Here is an 18379-nt window from a genome sequence, read left to right as displayed (position 1 = left end):
CGTTTCCGCCGCGCGCCCTTCCGCTCGGTCAGACCGCGATCGATAGTGCCGCGGTGTAGCCCTTGTCGACTCCCCCGGTCATGGTCGCCACCTGAAGGACACCGCCGTCGTCGCCGAACACCATGTCGCTCTTCAGCGTCACCTGCGAGGCGTTGCGCACGCTCTTCTCGTAGCCTGCCGTGGCGTACACCTTGGCATTGGTCTCCTCGGGCAGCGCGATCTGCGAGGTCTTCACGATCGGTCCGGTGGCGACGGCTGTGGCCACGTCCTGGTAGACCTCGAAGTGGATGTGCGGCCATCGGCCCGAGTAGCAGGCCGGATAGATCGACGTGAAGCGCACCGTGCCCGTGTCATCGGTCTCCTGCACGCCGCGCAGATAGTTCTCGTCCTTGGCGGCATCCGAGTAGAGCGAGTAGTTCCCGTCGCGATCGCAGTGCCACAGATAGACGCCCGCGCCCGCCATCGCCTTGCCGGTGGCCGCATCGCGGACGGTCAGCACCACCTCCAGCGGCACGCCCTTCGCCGTGGTGGTCGACGAGCCGAAGCTGGAACGGATGTCGCTGCGCACGATGCCGGAGTCGTCGAGCACGTTCACCCCGTTGGAGCCGTCGCCGGGGTAGGGCCCTGCGGTCTCGTTCGGGACCTCACCCTCGAGCAGGTCGCCGTCGTCCTCCGCGGCCGGCGCGCCGCCCGGAGCGCCCTGCGGCGGAGCGGCCGATCCGCCCGATCCCGATCCCGTGGACGCGGATGTGGTCGGCGCGCAGGCCGCGAGCAGCGTCGTCGCCGCGATGCCGCCGAAGATGCCCAGCATCCGACGGCGGTCGATCAGGGTGCGGATGTCGTAGACGAGTCCGCGATGGTCCTCATCGATCTCGTGGCCGTTCTCGTCCAGCCAGCGGGGGTCGGTGGTCTCGGTGCTCATGTTCTCGTCCTCTCGTCGGGCGGGCCGCCCACGTTCCGAGGCAACCAGCACGGCCGATGACCGATGCAGGAGGATGCTCAGCGGACGCCGTGAGCAACCTGTGCGAATCGAATGAGCGGCTTCGCAGATCGGGGCTTGCATGGCACTAACTTAAGTCGTTAAGTTAGTGCCATGGACCTCGCCTACGAACTGCACGATCTGGTCCGCACGCTCGACAGATGGGCGGAGCAGATCCTCAGGCCCGAGGGCCTCAGTTACAACCAGTACGTCGCTCTCGTCATCCTCGGCGAGCACCCTGGCGTCACCGGGCGCATCCTCGCGCAGGCCGTCGGCGTCACCGAGGCGGCGGGCAGCGGGATCGTCCGCGCTCTGCTCGCCGACGACCTCATCACCGACCAGGCCGGCCCTCGTACCGGTAACCGTCGAGAGCTTCATCTCACCCCGCGTGGCGTCGACAGGGCCCAGCACTGCGGCCGGCTGCTGGGACGCTCCGTCGACGACAACGCCCGCGCCATCGGCATCGATCCGGCCGCTCTGGCCGCCACCATCCGCGCCCTCCATGACGAGGTCCGCACCGTGCGCGCCCCCTCCGGAAAGGACCGTCCATGACCTTCTTCCTCGCCGCGGCAGCCGCCGTCTGCGGACTCGCCCGCCTCGCGATCTTCGTCAGCCTCCACGTGATCAGGAACGAGTACTCCCCCGTCCGGCACGCGGTCAGCGACTACGCCGTGGGGAGCACGAGAAGACTCAGCAGCATCATGACCTGGGTCACCGTGCCGTTCTGGGGGCTGCTCGCGGCCGCCGTCGCCACGGGCCTGAACGATTGGGCGGATGCCACGGGGATCGCCGTCGCCCTGGCCGTCCTGGCCCTGATCTTCCTGGTGCTGCCGTTCGTCCCCACCGATCTCGAGGGCGAGAAGGCGTCGCTCATCGGGCGCCTGCACTATCTGCTCGCGATCGCCTGGTTCGCCATCAGCTACGCGTGCATGGGCAACTTCACCCGCCTCTTCTCCGCCCTGGTTCCGGAGTGGCTGGCCGTGACGCTCACGGTCATCTCCTGGATCGCCGCCGCCTCCCTGACGGTCAGCGTCATCGTGCTCGTCGTGAAGAAGCTCCGCACGTGGGTGTTCGGGATCTCCGAGCGGGTGTTCATCCTCTCGGTGAACCTGTTCTACCTCGGCGTCGCCGTCGGACTCCTCCTCGTGGGGTGATCAGGCGTCGCGCGAGCGCCAGAGCAGCCAGACGAAGTACGGGGCGCCGATCAGGGCCACGACCAGTCCGGCCGGCAGCTGCGCCGGCGCGAGCACGGTGCGTCCGATGGCATCCGCCGTCCCCACAAGCACCGCACCGAGCACCACCGACACCGGGATCACGCGGCTGTGCCGCGCCCCCACCAGTGCGCGGGCGGCGTGCGGTGCGACCAGGCCCACGAAGCCGACCACCCCGACCGCCGAGACGCTGAGCGCCGCCAGCAGAGCAGCAGCACCCAGCAGACCGAGCCGGGCCCGCTCGAGCCGGACTCCGACCAGTCGAGGCGTGTCCTCGTCCATCGCGACGATGTCGAGCTCGCGACGCTGAGCGATCACGAACGGCAGCGCGACGGCCAGCACGATCGCCAGCGGGATCACCTGCTCCCACAGCCGCCCGTAGGTGGTGCCCGACAGCCAGGTGTAGATCTTCGGTGTGTCCCACGGGTTGGAGCGCAGCAGAACGAACGTGGTCAGCGCCGTCGCTCCGTAGGAGACGCCGATGCCGATCAGGATGAACCTGTCCGCGCTGAGGCCGCCCCTCCACGACAGCGAGTACACGAGCAGGAAGGCGAGCAGCGCACCGGCGATCGCGGCGGCGATCATCCCGAAGGTGGAGGCCGCGACGCTGGTGACCACCAGCACGGCGCCGAGGCCCGCGCCACCCGTGATCCCGAGCAGCCCCGGCTCCGCGAGCGGGTTGCGGCTGACGGCCTGGGTGATGGTGCCGGCCAGCGCGAGAGCGGCACCCGCGACCACGGCGGCGATCACCCGCGGCGAGCGCTCGTCGAGGGCGAAGGAGACCAGAGGCGGCGCCTGGTGCTGCATCCACAGCAGGATGTCGCCGGTGAGCAGCGGCGTGGCGCCCACCAGCATCCCGACCAGGATGACGGCGGCGAGCAGCGCGACGCCGACGGTCAGCACGACGGCGAAGCGGCGGGTGCTGCGCACCCCGAAGCGGATGCCGGGCGGGCGGCGTGTCGGGCCCGCGTCGCGCAGCCGGCGGGCCATCGCGATCAGCACGATCGCGCCGAGGAGGGTGGTCGCGACACCTGTGGGCACCGCGATCGCTCCCTCGGCGCCGATGATCGCGCGGAGCACGGCGTCGGCGCCGATCACGACGATCGCGCCGATGAGTCCGGTCGCCGGGATGAGCAGCACGTGCTTGGTGAGCAGGGGGAAGACGCGGGACAGCAGTCGGGCGAGCACCGGCGCACAGAGGCCGACGAAGCCGATAGGGCCCGCCAGCGTGACCGCGGCGGCGGTCAGCAGCACGGAGAGCAGGATGCCCATCACCCGCGTGGAGCGGATCGGGACGCCCAGGGAGGATGCCGTGTCGTCGCCGAGGGCGAGCACATCGAGGCGCCGCGTCAGCACCAGGGCCAGCGCGATGGCGACCACGATCACCGGCGCCGCGCGCAGGAACGCCTGGATGCCCAGCTGGGACAGGCTGCCGCTGCCCCAGGCGAACAGCCCCTTGGTCTCCTCCTCGAACAGCACCAGCAGCGTGGAGGTGCCGGCCTGCAGCGCCAGGGCCAGTGCGGACCCGGCGAGCACGAGACGGGTGGTCGACGATGCGGCGCCGCCCGCCAGCCCCAGTACGATGCCCGCGGCGGCGAGCCCGCCGGCGAAGGCGACGATGCCGGATGCCCAGAACGGGATGCTCACCCCGAACGCGGTCGCCGCGGTGACCGCGAAGTACGAGCCGGCGGTCACGCCGAGCGTGTCCGGCGAGGCGAGCGGGTTGCGCGCGAGCGACTGCATGAGCAGCCCGGCGACGCCGAGGGCGGCCCCCACCGCGATCCCCGCCGCCAGCCGCGGCATCCGCGAGCCGAACAGCACATCGGTGTCCGCGAACACCGCTCCGCTGGTGCCCTGCGTGAGATGCCACAGTGACACCGCGACCAGGACGACGAGCAGCGCGAGGAGCACGCCCGCCGCGGGCACGGCGCCCCGGCGGGGCGTCACGCCCCCGGCGAGCGTGTCCAGACGCGCCTCGGTCACTTGGTGATGACGGCTACGTACGCGTCGACGATCTGCTCGGCGGAGCGGGGTCCGCCGAAGGTCCAGATGCCCGCGGGGAACGCGTGGATGCGCCCGTCCTTCACGGCGGGGATCGAGGCCCAGGCGGGGTTCTTGGCCGCCGCGTCGATGAAGCTCTCCGAGTCGGGATCGGCCGTTCCGGTGTGCAGCAGCATGGCGTCGCCGACCGTGGTCATGCCCTCGATGTCGGTCTGGCCCAGACCGTAGGCGGGATCGACCTCGCCGGTCCAGGCGTTCTCGAGCCCGAGCCGCTCACCGAGCTCGCCGATCAGCGAGCCCTGTCCGAAGGGGCGCAGGGACACGTTGCCGCCGTCGACCCAGCCGTCGAAGAACACGAAGGGCGCACCTTCCAGGGAGGCACCCGCGACGGCCTTCTCGCCCTCGGCGAGCTTCTTCTCGAACTCGTCCTTGACGACGTCGGCGCGCTCGGTGCGGCCGGTCGCCTGCGCGATCAGGTCGAAGGTCGCGAGCATCTGCTTGATCGGGTCCTTCGCGTCGGCGCCGGTGGTGCTGAGAACCGGGACGCCGTACTTCTCCAGCTGCGTGATGATCGCGTCGTCGCGGGTGCCCGCCTCGACGATCACGAGGTCGGGCTCGGTGGCGAACAGCGCATCGAGGTTGGGCTCCTGACGGGTGCCGACGCTCTTGACGTCCTTCGGCAGCTCCTCGGCGGTGTCCCAGGTGCGGTAGCCGTCGGCATCCGCCACCGCGACCGGCGTGAGGCACAGCGACAGCACGTCCTCGATCTGCTGCCATTCGAGCACGGCGACCTTCGCGGCAGGCTTTTCCAGCTTGACGGTGCGTCCCAGCGCGTCGGTCAGCTCGACCGGCTTGGTGGAGGTGGAGGTGCTGTCGTCGGCGCAGCCGACGCCGCTCGCCGTGGAGGTCTTCGCGTCGGTGGGCGCGGGGGCCGCCGTGGTGGTGCCGCAGGCGGTGAGCGCGAGGGTCAGAGCGCCGAGCGTGGCGAGGGCGGCGAGGGGCTTGTTCATCAGGATGGCTCCGGGATGTCGGGGTCGGGGTCGGGGAATCGGGTACAGGGAAGGTGCGCGGCGATGCTGCTGCGGGAGATCAGACCGAGAGCGCGGCGAGGCCGCGCCGCGCGCGGTCGTGATGCCTGCCGCGCGGAGAGACCCGCACCCGGCCGGTGCGCAGGTCGTGGTCGGCGTCGATGGGCAGTCCGTACACCTCGGTGAGGTTCTCGGACGTGAGCACCTCGTGCGGGAGCCCCGAGGCGTGCACGCGGCCGCGGTGCATGAGCACGACCTCGTCGGCGACGGATGCCGCGTGGCTCAGGTCGTGCAGCACCACGCCCACGGCGGTGCCGCGGTCGGCCAGGTCGCAGATCAGGTCGAGGGTCTCGACCTGATAGCGCAGGTCGAGATGGTTGGTGGGCTCGTCCAGCAGCAGGATGCCGGTGTCCTGCGCGAGGGCGGTGGCCAGCCACACGCGCTGCAGCTCCCCGCCGGAGAGCTCGTCGACGGCGCGCTGCGCCATGTGGTCGAGGCCAGTGAGCTCGAGCGCCTGGGCGACGGCATCCCGGTCGGCATCGGTCATTCCGGCGAACCTCCGGCGATGCGGATGCCGGCCGTAGGCGACGACGTCGCGCACCTCGAGCCCGGAGGGGTGCGGGCGGGACTGCGAGAGCATCGCGACCGTGCGGGCGAACTCCCTGGCCGAGAGTGCCGCAGCGTCGCGCTCACCCCGGTCGTCGACCACGCGGACGATCCCCTCGTCGACCCGGTGCAGCCGGGCCAGGGCGCGCAGCGCCGTGGACTTGCCACTGCCGTTGGGTCCGATCAGAGCGGTGACGACACCGGGGCGCAGGTGCAGCGACACCTCGTGCACCACCCGGTTGCGGCCGTAGCTGAGGGCGAGCGATTCGCCGTGCAGCTCGTCCGTGCGGGCCTCGGATGATTCCTTCGGAGTGGTCACGTTAGGAGAGCCTAACCTATGCTGAAGTGGTGAGCCACCACCCCTACCGGACCTTCCGCACCACCGTCGCCCGCATCCAGAAGCTGACGCCGAGCTTCACGCGCGTCACCCTGACCGGCGACGACCTGGCGCATTTCGGCACAGACGGCCTGGATCAGCGCATCAAGCTGATCATCCCCTTCGCGGACGGCACGATCACCGACGTCGGCCAGTTCGACGAGACCCAGAGCATGACCGAGTGGTACCGGCGCTGGCGCGAACTCCCCGATGAGCAGCGCAATCCGATCCGCACCTACACGATCCGCTCCCCGCGTCCCGCCGACCGCGAGATCGATGTCGACTTCGTGCTGCACGGCACCGAGGGCCCGGCCTCCGCCTGGGCGACGGGTGCCCAGGTCGGCGATCCGCTGTTCGTCGTCGGCCCGGACTCCCGCTCGGGCGAGCAGGGCGGGGGAATCGAATGGAAGCCGGGAGACGCGACCTCCGTGCTGATCGCGGGCGACGAGACCGCCATGCCCGCGATCTGCTCCATCGTCGAATCACTTCCCGCGCACATCACCGGCGAGGTGTGCATCGAGGTGCCGTCCGAAGCGGATGCCCTTCCCCTGACTGCTCCCGAGGGGATCCGTGTGAGCTGGCTGGGCCGCGGCTCGACCGCGCACGGTGTGCGGCTGAGCGCAGCCGTGCACGCCTGGGGGCGCAGGCGCGGCGCATCATCGGCATCCGCTCACGGCGCGGAGCCCATCCACGCGCTCGACGAGGACGACAGGGCAGACGCGTCCGATGAGATCCTCTGGGAGGTTCCCGAGACGGTGTCAGGCGGCGAGTACGCGTGGTTGGCCGGCGAGGCCGGCACGATCACCGCGCTGCGGCGCCACCTGGTGCGCGATCTCGGCATCGACCGTCACTCGATCGCGTTCATGGGCTACTGGCGCCGCGGCCGCGCCGAGGCATCCTGACCTCAGCCGCTCAGCGCGGGGAGCGGGCGTCGGTCAGGTACTGGCCGGAGAGGATGCCGGGCAGTCCACGGCCCCGACGGGTGAAGAAGAACATCACGCACGCGACGAACATCGCGGCGCTCGTCAGCGGCACGGCGATCCCGCCGATCAGCCCGATCGTCGACACCCCGGCCACACCGCCGACCCAGCGCAGCAGACGCGCGACCGGCTGAGGCATCCGCGCTCCGTCATAGCGCAGCTCCACCGCGAGGTCTCCGACCGAGCGGCCGGTCGCCAGGATCGTCGCGAGCCAGAACGCCCCCGCACCGCCCGTGCCGACCAGCTCCGACAGGGTCCCGTCCAGCACGGCGGTCCGATCGCGCACCACGTACTCCAGGAACAGCTGCATCCCCACGCCCAGCGTCGCCGAGACCAGGAAGAAGCCGAGCCCGTCGCAGATCATCGCCAGGGCTCGGCGCCCACGGGTGACGGGGCGCGGCATCCCGGCATCCGCCGCACGGGACAGACCACGGTGCGCCCGAGGCACCACGAGCCCGAAGAGCGAGCCGAGCAGGGCGCCTGTCGTGTTGGTCATCAGGTCGCCGACGTCGAAGAACCGGTACGCGCAGGGATAGATGCCCCAGACCCCGGTCAGCTGCGTGGTCTCGATGAACAGAGACAGGCCGAGGCCCACGAGCAGGGCCGTGATGACACCCCGTCCGCCCAGCACGCGCAGGAAGAAGCCCAGCGGCACGAACAGCAGCACGTTGAACGCGAGCTGCAGGATGCCCGGATGCGTGAGGGGGTTGCCCGGCGCGGCGAGCGCCTGCTGCACGTCCCGCACCACCGACATCGGGTCGGTGATCGCCCCGACGCAGCGGATCGACGAGGGCTCCGGAAGCGGCAGCAGCGTATACGTCCAGATCGCCCAGAAGTAGATGAGCGCGGCCAGCCACATCAGCAGTCGCACCGGGCTGAGCCGCCCGCGGCGACGGTAACTGATCGCCACGAACGGCACGAAGAGGCCGATGCCGACGAGTACGCCGATGCCGATCGCGATCGCTCCGGACATCACCTGCTGGCTCATCGGAATAAAGTCTACGGGCGCCGTGTTGCACGGCCGCTCGCGCAGGCGTATTCTCGCCCGTCGTGGCACACGACGCACGCGAGAACACGGATGCCCCGCAACTCGCCAAACGCATCCTTCTCGGCGACCCGCTGACGACCGAGCAGGTCAACGACCAGCTGCTCCCCAAGCGCATGGCCCTGCCGATCTTCGCGTCCGACGCGCTGAGCTCGGTGGCCTACGGGCCGCAGGAGATGCTGATGATCATGCTGATCGGCGGGACGGCGTTCCTGACGCTCAGCCCGTGGGTCGCGGCGGCCGTCGTGCTGCTGCTGATCGTGGTCGTGCTCAGCTACCGCCAGATCATCAAGGCGTACCCCTCCGGCGGCGGCGACTTCGAGGTGACGCAGAAGAACCTCGGCGAGGTGCCGTCGGTGATCGTCGCTGCCGCGCTGCTCGTCGACTACGTCCTCACCGTCTCCGTGTCGATCGCGTCCGGCGTCGACAACATCATCTCGGCGGTACCAGGGCTGAACCCATGGCGCGTGGAGCTGGCGGTCGGTTTCGTGATCCTGATCGTCATCGTCAACCTGCGCGGCGTGCGCGAGGCATCCACCGTCTTCGCGATCCCGACGTACGTGTTCATCGGCTCGGTGGTCGTGATGATCGGCACCGGACTGGTGCGGATGCTGCTCGGCGACGCCCCTGTGGCGGCGAGCGCGGCGTACACGGTGCAGGCCGAGAGCCTCAGCCAGGCGGCGATGGTGCTGCTGATCCTGCGCGCGTTCTCCAGCGGATGCTCCGCCCTGACGGGCGTGGAGGCCGTATCGAACGGCGTGCCGGCGTTCCGCGTGCCGAAGATCCGGAACGCCAAGACCACCCTGGCGATGATGGGCTCGATCGCCGCGCTGCTGTTCGCCGGCCTCACCGCACTGGCGCTGATCTCGGGCGTCAAGTACGCCGAGAACGCCTGCGACCTGGTCGGCTTCGACTGCTCCAACCCCCAGCCGAGCCTGATGGCGCAGGTCGCATCGGCAACGTTCGGCGCCGGCAGCATCCCGTTCTTCATCATCCAGGCCGCCACCGCGTGCGTGCTGCTGCTGGCCGCCAACACGGCGTTCAACGGCTTCCCGCTGCTGGGCTCGGTGCTGGCTCGCGAGGGCTATGCCCCCAAGGCGCTGAACACCCGCGGCGACCGGCTGGTGTTCTCCAACGGCATGATCCTGCTGGGTCTTGCCGCGGTCGTCGTGCTGGTGGTGTTCCAGGCGAACCTCACCAACCTCATCCAGCTGTACATCATCGGTGTGTTCGTGTCGTTCTCGCTCGGCCAGATCGGCATGGTGCGGCACTGGAGGCGCGTACTGCGCGAGACGCATCACCGACCGCTGAGCGAGGTGGCCACGGAGCGGCGCTCGGCCATCGTGAGCCTGTCCATCAACTCCCTCGGTGCCGTGATGACCGTGAGCGTGCTCATCATCGTGACCATCACGAAGTTCACCCACGGCGCCTGGATGGTGTTCTTCGCCATCCCTGTGCTCGCTCTGCTGATGCTGGGCGTCAAGCGGTACTACCGCGACGTCGAGAAGGAGATCGCGATCGAGGACACGACCCACTTCGGGTCGCGCGGCGACGTCGCGATCGTGCTGGTGAACCGGATGCAGAAGCCGGTCATCAAGGCCCTGGACTATGCGATCGCCGCACGTCACGAGAAGACGATCGCGCTGCACGTCGCCCTCACGCCCGAGGACGGCCAGGTGCTGCAGCGGCAGTGGCAGGAGTACAAGATCCCCGTGCCGCTGGTGATCGTGGACTCCCCGTACCGCACCTTCGCACAGCCGGTCGAGCAGTACATCCGCAAGTACCGCGAGAAGCACGGTCCCGCGGTGGTCACGGTCTACCTGCCGCAGTACATCGTGGGCCACTGGTGGGAGTCGGTGCTGCACAACCGCCGCTCCCGCCGGATGGCCAACCAGCTGATGCTCGTGCACGGGGTCTCGATCACGCTCGTGCCGTGGCTGCTCGACTCGTCCGAGCTCATCTACGGACGCCGTTCGCGCCCGCTTCCGGGCCAGGAGCGCGCCGGCCGGCCGTTCGCCCTGTACGGCGGCGACCAGCGGAGTGGCGAGCGCCGCGTGCACCGGCCCGCTGGGCCCCCGGACCAGGGCTGACGCATCGAGTGCGCCCCTTGCCGTCGAGTGCACCGTTTGCCGACGTCGGCAGGTGGTGCACTCGACGGCATTCGGTGCAGTCGTCGCCGAAGCCCCGGCCGTGAGCACGGCGCATGGATCCGCGGCGGCGCCGTAGGGATTCCGTGAGGATCGCGTCCGACCCCCGCTGACCGGAGTGGGATCGGAACGTGCTCGATCTCATCTACCTCGCGCTGACCGCGCTGGTCTTCGTCCTCATCGGCCTGATCGCCAAGGGGGTGGAGTCGCTTTGACCGCCTTCGCCATCGCCGCGGCGGTCCTCGCCGTCGTGGCCATCGGCTACCTGCTCGTCGCCCTCGTGCGCCCGGGGAGGTTCTGATGAACGACCTCTCGGCCGGCATCCTGCAGGGTGCCACGCTGGTGCTCATCCTGGTGCTGCTGTACCGCCCGCTGGGCGATGCCATGGCGCTGGTCTACACCAGCCCCCGGCACCTGCGCATCGAGCGCGGGCTGTACCGGCTGTTCGGCGTCGACCCCGAGTCGGAGCAGACCTGGCGGGCCTACGCCCGCGGGCTGCTGCTGTTCTCGGTCGGCGGGATGCTGGCGGTGTACCTGCTGCAGCGGATGCAGTCGCTGCTGCCGTACTCGCTCGGGCTGCCGCCCGTGCCACCGGGCCTGGCGTTCAACACCGCGGCATCGTTCGTGGCGAACACGAACTGGCAGTCGTACTCACCCGAGCAGACCGTCGGCTTCGTCGTGCAGACGTCGGGGCTGGCCGTGCAGAACTTCCTCTCCGCGGCGGTGGGCATCGCCGTCGCGATCGCCCTGGTGCGCGGTTTCGCGCGCCGCGGCTCCGGCACCATCGGCAACTTCTGGGTGGACACCACCCGCGGCGCCATCCGGCTGATGCTGCCGATCGCCGTGCTCGGTGCCGTCGCGCTGATCGCCGGCGGTGTGGTGCAGAACCTGACCGGAGTCGCCGACGTGCACACGCTGGCCGGCGGGACCCAGCACATCCCGGGCGGGCCGACCGCCTCGCAGGAGGTCATCAAGCTGCTCGGCACCAACGGCGGCGGATTCTTCAACGCGAACTCCGCCCACCCGTTCGAGAACCCGACGCCGTGGACCAACCTGTTCGAGATCCTGCTGATCCTCGCCATCCCGTTCGCGCTGCCGCGCACCTTCGGGCGGATCATCGGCGACGACCGTCAGGGCTATGCGATCGTGTCGGTGATGGGCGTGCTGTTCCTCGCCTCGACGACGCTGCTGTCGGTGCTCGAGTCGGCGGGCGGAGGCGCGGCCCCGCAGCTGGCGGGCGCGGCGATGGAGGGCAAGGAGCAGCGCTTCGGCATCCTCGGCTCCACGCTGTTCGGCAGCGCGTCGACGCTCACATCGACCGGTGCCGTGGACTCGATGCACGACTCGTACACGCCGCTCGGCGGCATGATGCCGCTGCTGAACATGATGCTCGGTGAGATCGCCCCCGGCGGCGTCGGTTCGGGCCTGTACGGGATGCTCGTGCTGGCCGTGATCGCCGTGTTCGTCGGTGGGCTGCTGGTGGGGCGCACGCCCGAGTACCTGGGCAAGCGCATCGGACAGCGGGAGATGACCCTGGCGAGCCTGTACATCCTGGTCGTCCCGATGCTCGTGCTGGGCGGCGCGGCGCTGAGCTTCGCGATCCCCGGCATCCGCGCGGACGTGGAGAAGACCAGCATCCTGAATCCGGGCGCGCACGGACTGAGCGAGGTGCTCTACGCCTTCACCTCGGCCGCGAACAACAACGGCTCGGCCTTCGCGGGCCTCAACGCGAACACGCCGTGGCTGAACACGTCGCTGGGCGTCGTGATGCTGCTGGGACGCTTCCTGCCGATCGTGCTCGTGCTGGCCCTCGCCGGCGCCCTCGCGCAGCAGCGGAGCGTGCCGGCCACCACGGGCACCCTGCCCACGCACCGCCCGCTGTTCATCGGGCTCCTCCTGGCGGTGGCGATCGTCATCACCGCCCTCACCTACTTCCCCGTGCTCACGCTCGGGCCGCTCGCCGAAGGACTGGTCTGACATGACCCTCACCGACACCCCCGTCCACCACCACGACGACGCGCATCATCCTGATGCGCCCGCGGCACCCTCGCGCGCGTTCGGCTGGCGCCAGCTGATCGCCGCCGTCCCCGGCGCTCTGCGCCGGCTCAACCCCGCGCTCCTGCTGCGCAATCCGGTGATCCTGCTGGTCTGGGCGGGCGCCGCCTTCACCACGGCACTGGCGATCGCCGAACCCTTCCTGCAGGCGCCGATGCCCGGCATCCCGGCGGGCTTCACCTGGGGGATCGCCGTCTGGCTGTGGCTGACCGTGCTGTTCGCCAATCTCGCGGAGTCCGTCGCCGAGGGACGAGGCAAGGCACAGGCCGCGAGCCTGCGCCGCACCCGGACCACCACCACGGCCCGGCGTGTGACGGCGTACGACCCCGCCGACCCGCTGGCAGAGCACGCCTCCACCGAGGAGGTCGCCTCGTCCGAACTGCATCTCGGCGACGTCGTGATCGTCGAGGCCGGCGAGCCGATCCCCGGGGACGGCGACATCGTGGCCGGCATCGCCACCGTCGACGAGTCGGCGATCACGGGCGAGAGCGCGCCCGTCATCCGCGAGTCGGGTGGTGACCGCAGCGCCGTCACCGGAGGCACCCGCGTGCTCTCCGACCGGATCGTCGTGCGCATCACCTCGAAGCCGGGCGAGACGTTCGTCGACCGGATGATCGCGCTCGTCGAGGGCGCGAACCGGCAGCGCACGCCCAACGAGATCGCGCTGAACATCCTGCTCGCGAGCCTGTCGATCGTGTTCCTCGTGGTGGTGCTGGCGCTGAACCCGCTCGCCGGCTACGTCGCCTCGCCGGTCGGCATCCCCGTGCTGATCGCCCTGCTCGTGTGCCTGGTCCCGACCACGATCGGCGCCCTGCTCAGCGCGATCGGGATCGCCGGGATGGACCGGCTGGTGCAGCGCAACGTGCTGGCGATGTCGGGGCGCGCGGTCGAGGCCGCCGGCGACGTGTCCACCCTGCTGCTCGACAAGACCGGCACGATCACCTACGGCAACCGCCGCGCCGACGACGTGCGTCCCGTCGCGGGCACGGACGCCGCAGAGCTGCTGCGTGCAGCCGCACTGTCGTCGCTCGCCGACCCGACCCCCGAGGGCGCCTCCATCGTCGAGCTGGCGGCCGCCCGCAGCATCCGGGTCTCCTCGCCGGAGGGTGCGGTGTCGGTGCCGTTCACGGCGCAGACCCGGATGAGCGGGATCGACCTGCCCGACGGGACGGTCATACGCAAGGGCGCCGGCTCGGCCATCCGCGCCTGGCTGGAGTCGCAGGGAGCGGATGCCGCGGATGCCTCTGCCGAGGCCGCACGCTGCGCCGACGAGATCGCGGCGAGCGGCGGCACGCCCCTGGTGGTGGCGACCGCCGGCCCCTCGAAGGACTCGGCAGCCCCGGCTGCCAGGATCCTCGGCGTCGTCCACCTGAAGGACATCGTCAAGGACGGCCTGCGCGAGCGGTTCGACGAACTGCGGGCGATGGGCATCCGCACCGTGATGATCACGGGTGACAACCCTCTCACCGCCGCGGCGATCGCGAAGGAGGCCGGAGTCGACGACTTCCTCGCGGAGGCGACCCCGGAGGACAAGCTCGCCCTGATCCGCCGCGAGCAGGAGGGCGGCCGGATGGTCGCGATGACCGGGGACGGCACCAACGACGCTCCGGCGCTGGCGCAGGCCGACGTGGGCGTGGCGATGAACACCGGCACCTCGGCGGCGAAGGAGGCCGGCAACATGGTCGACCTCGACTCCGACCCGACCAAGCTGATCGACATCGTGCGCATCGGCAAGCAGCTGCTCATCACCCGCGGTGCGCTCACCACGTTCTCGCTCGCGAACGACATCGCCAAGTACTTCGCGATCATCCCGGCCATGTTCATGACGGCGTTCCCCGGTCTGGGCGTGCTGAACATCATGCAGCTGCACTCCCCGGCATCCGCCGTGCTCAGCGCGATCGTCTTCAACGCGATCGTGATCGTGTTCCTCATCCCGCTCGCACTGCGCGGCGTGACCTATCGTCCGGCCAGCGCGGCGCAGATGCTGCAGCGCAACCTGCTGATCTACGGCCTGGGCGGCGTGATCGCCCCGTTCATCGGCATCAAGCTCATCGACCTCGTCGTGAGCCTCATCCCCGGCTTCTGACCGGGCGAGGAAAGGACTCCCATGTCGAATCTCCGCACCACCGGTCGCACCGCGCTCGTCGCCGTGCGCGCCGTGCTCGTGTTCACCGTGCTGCTCGGCATTCTGTACCCCCTGGCCGTGACCGGGATCGGGCAGCTCGCGTTCCCCGCGCAGGCGAACGGCTCCGTCGTGACCGTCGACGGGAAGGCCGTCGGCAGCGCCCTGATCGGGCAGGCCTTCACCGCCGAGGACGGCACGCCTCTGCCGCAGTACTTCCAGTCCCGGCCCTCGGCGTCCGGCCAGGACGGTTATGACGCGATGGCATCCGGCGGGAGCAACCTCGGCCCCTCCAACCCCGACCTGCTGGCGCAGATCCGGCAGCGCCGCGCCGCGATCGCGGCGTTCGAGGGCGTCGACCCGTCACTGATCCCGCCGGATGCCCTCACGGCATCCGCTTCGGGCCTGGATCCGCAGATCAGCCCGGAGTACGCGCTGCTGCAGGTGCGACGCGTCGCAGACGCGCGCGGGCTGACCGCCGCCGCCGTGCACGCACTGGTGGAGTCTAGGATCCAAGGACGGGACCTCGGATTCCTGGGCGAGCCGCGCGTGAACGTGCTGGAGCTGAACCTCGCCCTCGACCGGCTCTCGAGCAGCGAGGAGGGCTGATGGCACGCGGGCGGCTGCGGGTGCTGCTGGGCGCAGCGCCCGGTGTCGGCAAGACCTACGAGATGCTCGCCGAAGCGCACCAGCTCTCCGCGGCCGGCCGCGATGTCGTGATCGGGATCGTCGAGACCCATGGGCGCTCCGCGACCGCCGGACAGGTGGCAGGACTGGAGACGATGCCGCGGCGCAGCATCCGCCATCGCGACGTGGAGCTGACGGACCTCGACGTCGACGCCGTGCTCGCCCGGGCACCCGAGGTCGCGCTGATCGACGAGCTCGCGCACACCAACGCGCCCGGCTCCCGTAATGCCAAGCGCTGGCAGGATGTGGTTGAGCTGCTGGACGCGGGCATCGACGTGCTGACGACCGTGAACGTGCAGCACATCGAGTCGCTGAACGATGTGGTCGAGAAGATCACCGGGGTGGCGCAGCAGGAGACCGTGCCGGATGCCGTGGTGCGCGCCGCGGATGACATCGAGGTCGTGGATCTGGCCCCGCAGTCCCTGCGCGACCGGCTTTCGGCTGGGCAGGTGTATCCGGCGGAGCGGGTTGATGCCGCGCTGTCGAACTACTTCCGGCTCGGCAACCTCACGGCGCTGCGCGAGCTGGCGCTGCTGTGGCTGGCCGACGAGGTCGACAGCGCGCTGCGCAGTTATCGCGAGGCGCACGGCATCGACTCCGCCTGGCAGACCAGGGAGCGCGTCGTCGTGGCCCTGACCGGGGGTCCGGAGGGCGAGACGCTCATCCGGCGGGGAGCCAGGATCGCAGCCCGCTCGGCCGGCGGCGAGCTGATGGCGGTCCATGTGTCGACCCAGGACGGCCTGCGCACGGTGACCCCCGGCGCGCTCAGCTCCCAGCAGCAGCTCGTCGCCTCTCTGGGCGGCACGTTCCATCAGGTGGTCGGCGACGACATCCCCGCGACCCTGGTCGAGTTCGCGCAGTCGGTCGACGCGACCCAGCTGGTGATCGGGGTGAGCAGGCGCGGCCGGCTCGCCGCAGCGCTCACCGGTCCGGGGATCGGCGCCGGGATCATCCGCAGCTCCGGCGACATCGACGTGCACATCGTCAGCCACTCCGCGGCCGGCGGCCGGCTCACCCTGCCGCGCGTCTCCGGCGGCGCGCTGGGATGGCGCCGCCAGGTGCTCGGCTGGGCGGTCGCCCTGGTCGGCGGACCGCTGCTGTCCTGGCTGCTGTTCTCGCTGCGGACGGAGGAGTCGATCACCTCGGACGTGCTGGCCTACCAGCTGCTGGTGGTGATCGTCGCCCTGATCGGCGGGCTTCGTCCGGCCCTTTTCGCGGCCGTCCTCTCGGGCCTGACCCTGGACTATCTGTTCGTGGTGCCGCTGTTCACGATCACGATCGCCGAGCCCCTGCACGCGCTGGCGCTCGTGCTGTACGTGATCATCGCCGTGCTGGTCAGCATCGTCGTCGACCAGGCGGCCCGGCGGGCACGGGCGGCACGGCGGGCGTCGGCCGAGGCGGAGCTGCTGGCCACCGTCGCCGGCAGCGTGGTGCGTGGGGAGAGCGCCCCGCTGGCGCTGGTGAGCCGCGCCCGCGAGGCGTTCGGGCTGAGCGGGGTGCGGCTGATCGCACCGGACGGGTCGGTGCTCGCCACGGACGGCGAACCGCTGCCGGATCGGGCTCCGGTCCTCGTGCCCGTCGGCGAGCAGCAGGGCGGACCGCGGGCCGTGCTGGAGCTCCACGGCGACGAGCTCGATGCGCCGGCTCGCCGGCTGCTGGATGCGATCGTCGCCCAGCTGGCTGCGGCGATCGAGCACACCGAGCTGACTGCGGCGGCCCGCCATGCCGAGGTGCTGGCCGCCACCGACCAGGTGCGGGCAGCGCTGCTCTCGGCGATCAGCCATGACCTCCGTCGACCGCTGGCCGCGGCGATGGCCGCGATCGGCGGGCTGCGCGGCGCGGGACGGCTCAGCGACGCCGACCGTGGCGAGCTGCTCGCCACCGCGGACGAGAGCCTGTCGGTGCTCACCCGCCTGGTCACCGACCTGCTCGACGTCAGTCGCGTCGAGGCCGGCGTGCTGGCGGTCTCGCTCAGCCCCGTGGACGCCGCGGATGCCGTGCTCTCCGCGATCGACGAGCTGGGCTCGGGCCCGTCCGAGATCGACCTGAACCTCGACCCGGATCTGCCGCCGCTGCTCGCCGACCCCGTGCTGCTGCAGCGCGTGCTGGTGAACGTGATCGCCAACGCGCGCCGGCACTCCCCCGAGGGGAGCCGGATGCTGGTGACCACCAGCAGACTGGGCGCGGTCGCCGAGATCCGCATCATCGATCGCGGCCCCGGGGTCGCCACCGACCGGCAGGAGACCATGTTCGCCCCGTTCCAGCGTCTCGGCGACTCCGACAACACGATCGGGCTCGGCCTGGGCCTGGCCCTCTCCCGCGGATTCACCGAGGGGATGGGCGGTACGCTGACCCCCGAGGACACGCCGGGAGGAGGCCTGACGATGGTCATCGCCCTGCCTGTGGCCCCGTCCGAGCCCGAGGTCGTCTCATGAAGCTGCTGGTCGCCGACGACGACCCGCAGATGGTGCGCGCGCTGCGGATCACGCTCGCCGCGCACGGGTACGAGGTGGTCGCCGCCGTCGACGGCCCCGGCGCGATCGCCGCGGCCGCGCAGACCCATCCCGACATCGTCCTGCTGGATCTGGGGATGCCGCACCTCGACGGCGTGCAGGTGATCCAGGCGCTGCGCGGATGGACCGCCATCCCGATCATCGTCGTCTCGGGCCGAACCGGCTCGGCCGACAAGGTGGAGGCGCTGGATGCCGGCGCAGACGACTACGTGACCAAGCCGTTCCAGATCGACGAACTGCTCGCCCGGCTGCGCGCGCTGTCGCGCCGCGCCGCAGCCGAGTCCGGCGAGGCGACCGTCGCCTTCGGTGACGTGTTCGTCGACCTGTCCGTCAAGTCGGTCACCCGCGCCGGGACGCGCGTGCATCTGACGCCGACGGAATGGCGGATGCTGGAGCACCTCGCCCGGCATCCCGAGGCACTCGTCACCCGGCAGGAGCTGCTGCGCGAGCTATGGGGCTCGGATCAGGTCGCCGACACCGGCTACCTGCGGCTGTACATGTCGCAGCTGCGCAAGAAGCTCGAGGCGGATCCCGCGCATCCGGTGCACCTGCTCACCGAGCAGGGGATGGGCTACCGGCTGGTGCGCTGATCACCCCCGTACGGGGGTGGACGGGTAGCCGGCCCGGGA

At 70.6% G+C, this 18379-nt stretch carries 15 protein-coding genes; 10 read left to right on the top strand and 5 right to left on the bottom strand.

Annotation, left to right across the window (positions count from 1 at the left end):
• Positions 1-28 precede the first annotated feature (28 nt).
• On the bottom strand, positions 29-922 hold the full coding sequence (locus MIAR_RS04265; RefSeq protein WP_285631812.1) for an intradiol ring-cleavage dioxygenase: 894 nt from the start codon (positions 920-922) through the stop codon (positions 29-31).
• Positions 923-1093: 171 nt separating this feature from the next.
• Here MIAR_RS04265 and MIAR_RS04260 point away from each other — a divergent pair, with 171 nt between their 5' ends.
• Together MIAR_RS04260 and MIAR_RS04255 are read left to right on the top strand one after the other, a co-directional pair.
• Positions 1094-1531 carry a MarR family winged helix-turn-helix transcriptional regulator gene (locus MIAR_RS04260; protein WP_285631809.1) on the top strand — a complete coding sequence of 146 codons (438 nt, stop codon included), beginning with the start codon at positions 1094-1096 and terminating at the stop codon, positions 1529-1531.
• Positions 1528-2133 (top strand): DUF998 domain-containing protein, encoded by a 606-nt coding sequence (locus MIAR_RS04255; protein ID WP_285631806.1) that lies wholly within the window; start codon positions 1528-1530, stop codon positions 2131-2133. The genes MIAR_RS04260 and MIAR_RS04255 overlap by 4 nt, the downstream gene beginning before the upstream one ends.
• On the opposite strand, the gene MIAR_RS04250 is transcribed toward MIAR_RS04255, so the two are convergent.
• From MIAR_RS04250 to MIAR_RS04240, 3 genes are all read right to left on the bottom strand, one after another.
• Entirely contained in the window at positions 2134-4173 is a 2040-nt protein-coding gene (locus MIAR_RS04250; protein ID WP_285631803.1) for an iron ABC transporter permease, read from the bottom strand.
• Positions 4170-5201, bottom strand: a complete 1032-nt coding sequence (locus MIAR_RS04245; RefSeq protein ID WP_285631800.1) for an ABC transporter substrate-binding protein — start codon at positions 5199-5201, stop codon at positions 4170-4172. Before MIAR_RS04245 ends, MIAR_RS04250 begins: the two co-directional genes overlap by 4 nt.
• A 79-nt stretch (positions 5202-5280) precedes the next feature.
• Positions 5281-6144, bottom strand: coding sequence for an ABC transporter ATP-binding protein (locus MIAR_RS04240; protein WP_285631797.1), 864 nt, complete (start codon positions 6142-6144; stop codon positions 5281-5283).
• Between the two features lie 29 nt (positions 6145-6173).
• Between MIAR_RS04240 and MIAR_RS04235 the strand changes: the two genes are divergently transcribed.
• Positions 6174-7103 carry a siderophore-interacting protein gene (locus MIAR_RS04235; RefSeq protein ID WP_285631794.1) on the top strand — a complete coding sequence of 310 codons (930 nt, stop codon included), beginning with the start codon at positions 6174-6176 and terminating at the stop codon, positions 7101-7103.
• Between the two features lie 10 nt (positions 7104-7113).
• Here MIAR_RS04235 and MIAR_RS04230 read toward each other — a convergent pair whose 3' ends face one another.
• Positions 7114-8169, bottom strand: a complete 1056-nt coding sequence (locus MIAR_RS04230) for a VanZ family protein (protein WP_285631792.1) — start codon at positions 8167-8169, stop codon at positions 7114-7116.
• Between the two features lie 62 nt (positions 8170-8231).
• Here MIAR_RS04230 and MIAR_RS04225 point away from each other — a divergent pair, with 62 nt between their 5' ends.
• The 7 genes from MIAR_RS04225 (at position 8232) to MIAR_RS04195 (ending at position 18340) form a co-directional block, all read left to right on the top strand.
• A complete protein-coding gene (locus tag MIAR_RS04225; RefSeq protein ID WP_425561626.1) occupies positions 8232-10316 on the top strand; it encodes an APC family permease in 2085 nt (694 codons plus the stop codon).
• A 268-nt stretch (positions 10317-10584) separates the two neighbouring features.
• Positions 10585-10674, top strand: coding sequence for a potassium-transporting ATPase subunit F (locus tag MIAR_RS04220; RefSeq protein WP_285631790.1), 90 nt, complete (start codon positions 10585-10587; stop codon positions 10672-10674).
• Positions 10674-12350: a potassium-transporting ATPase subunit KdpA gene (kdpA, locus tag MIAR_RS04215; RefSeq protein WP_285631787.1), complete on the top strand. Its 1677-nt coding sequence runs from the start codon at positions 10674-10676 to the stop codon at positions 12348-12350. The genes MIAR_RS04220 and kdpA overlap by 1 nt, the downstream gene beginning before the upstream one ends.
• Before the next feature lies 1 nt (position 12351).
• Positions 12352-14514: a potassium-transporting ATPase subunit KdpB gene (gene kdpB, locus MIAR_RS04210; RefSeq protein ID WP_285631784.1), complete on the top strand. Its 2163-nt coding sequence runs from the start codon at positions 12352-12354 to the stop codon at positions 14512-14514.
• Between the two features lie 21 nt (positions 14515-14535).
• Positions 14536-15159 (top strand): potassium-transporting ATPase subunit KdpC, encoded by a 624-nt coding sequence (gene kdpC, locus MIAR_RS04205; RefSeq protein WP_285631781.1) that lies wholly within the window; start codon positions 14536-14538, stop codon positions 15157-15159.
• On the top strand, positions 15159-17672 hold the full coding sequence (locus tag MIAR_RS04200; protein WP_285631778.1) for a DUF4118 domain-containing protein: 2514 nt from the start codon (positions 15159-15161) through the stop codon (positions 17670-17672). The genes kdpC and MIAR_RS04200 overlap by 1 nt, the downstream gene beginning before the upstream one ends.
• Positions 17669-18340: a response regulator gene (locus MIAR_RS04195; RefSeq protein WP_285631775.1), complete on the top strand. Its 672-nt coding sequence runs from the start codon at positions 17669-17671 to the stop codon at positions 18338-18340. The genes MIAR_RS04200 and MIAR_RS04195 overlap by 4 nt, the downstream gene beginning before the upstream one ends.
• The last annotated feature ends 39 nt before the right edge of the window (positions 18341-18379 follow it).

The sequence above is a fragment of the Microbacterium arabinogalactanolyticum genome (genome assembly GCF_030268005.1).
GTDB classification, from domain to species: Bacteria; Actinomycetota; Actinomycetes; order Actinomycetales; family Microbacteriaceae; genus Microbacterium; species Microbacterium arabinogalactanolyticum.
The sequence above is the reverse complement of the archived record's forward strand: the minus strand, read 5'-3'. Positions and strand labels throughout refer to the sequence as shown.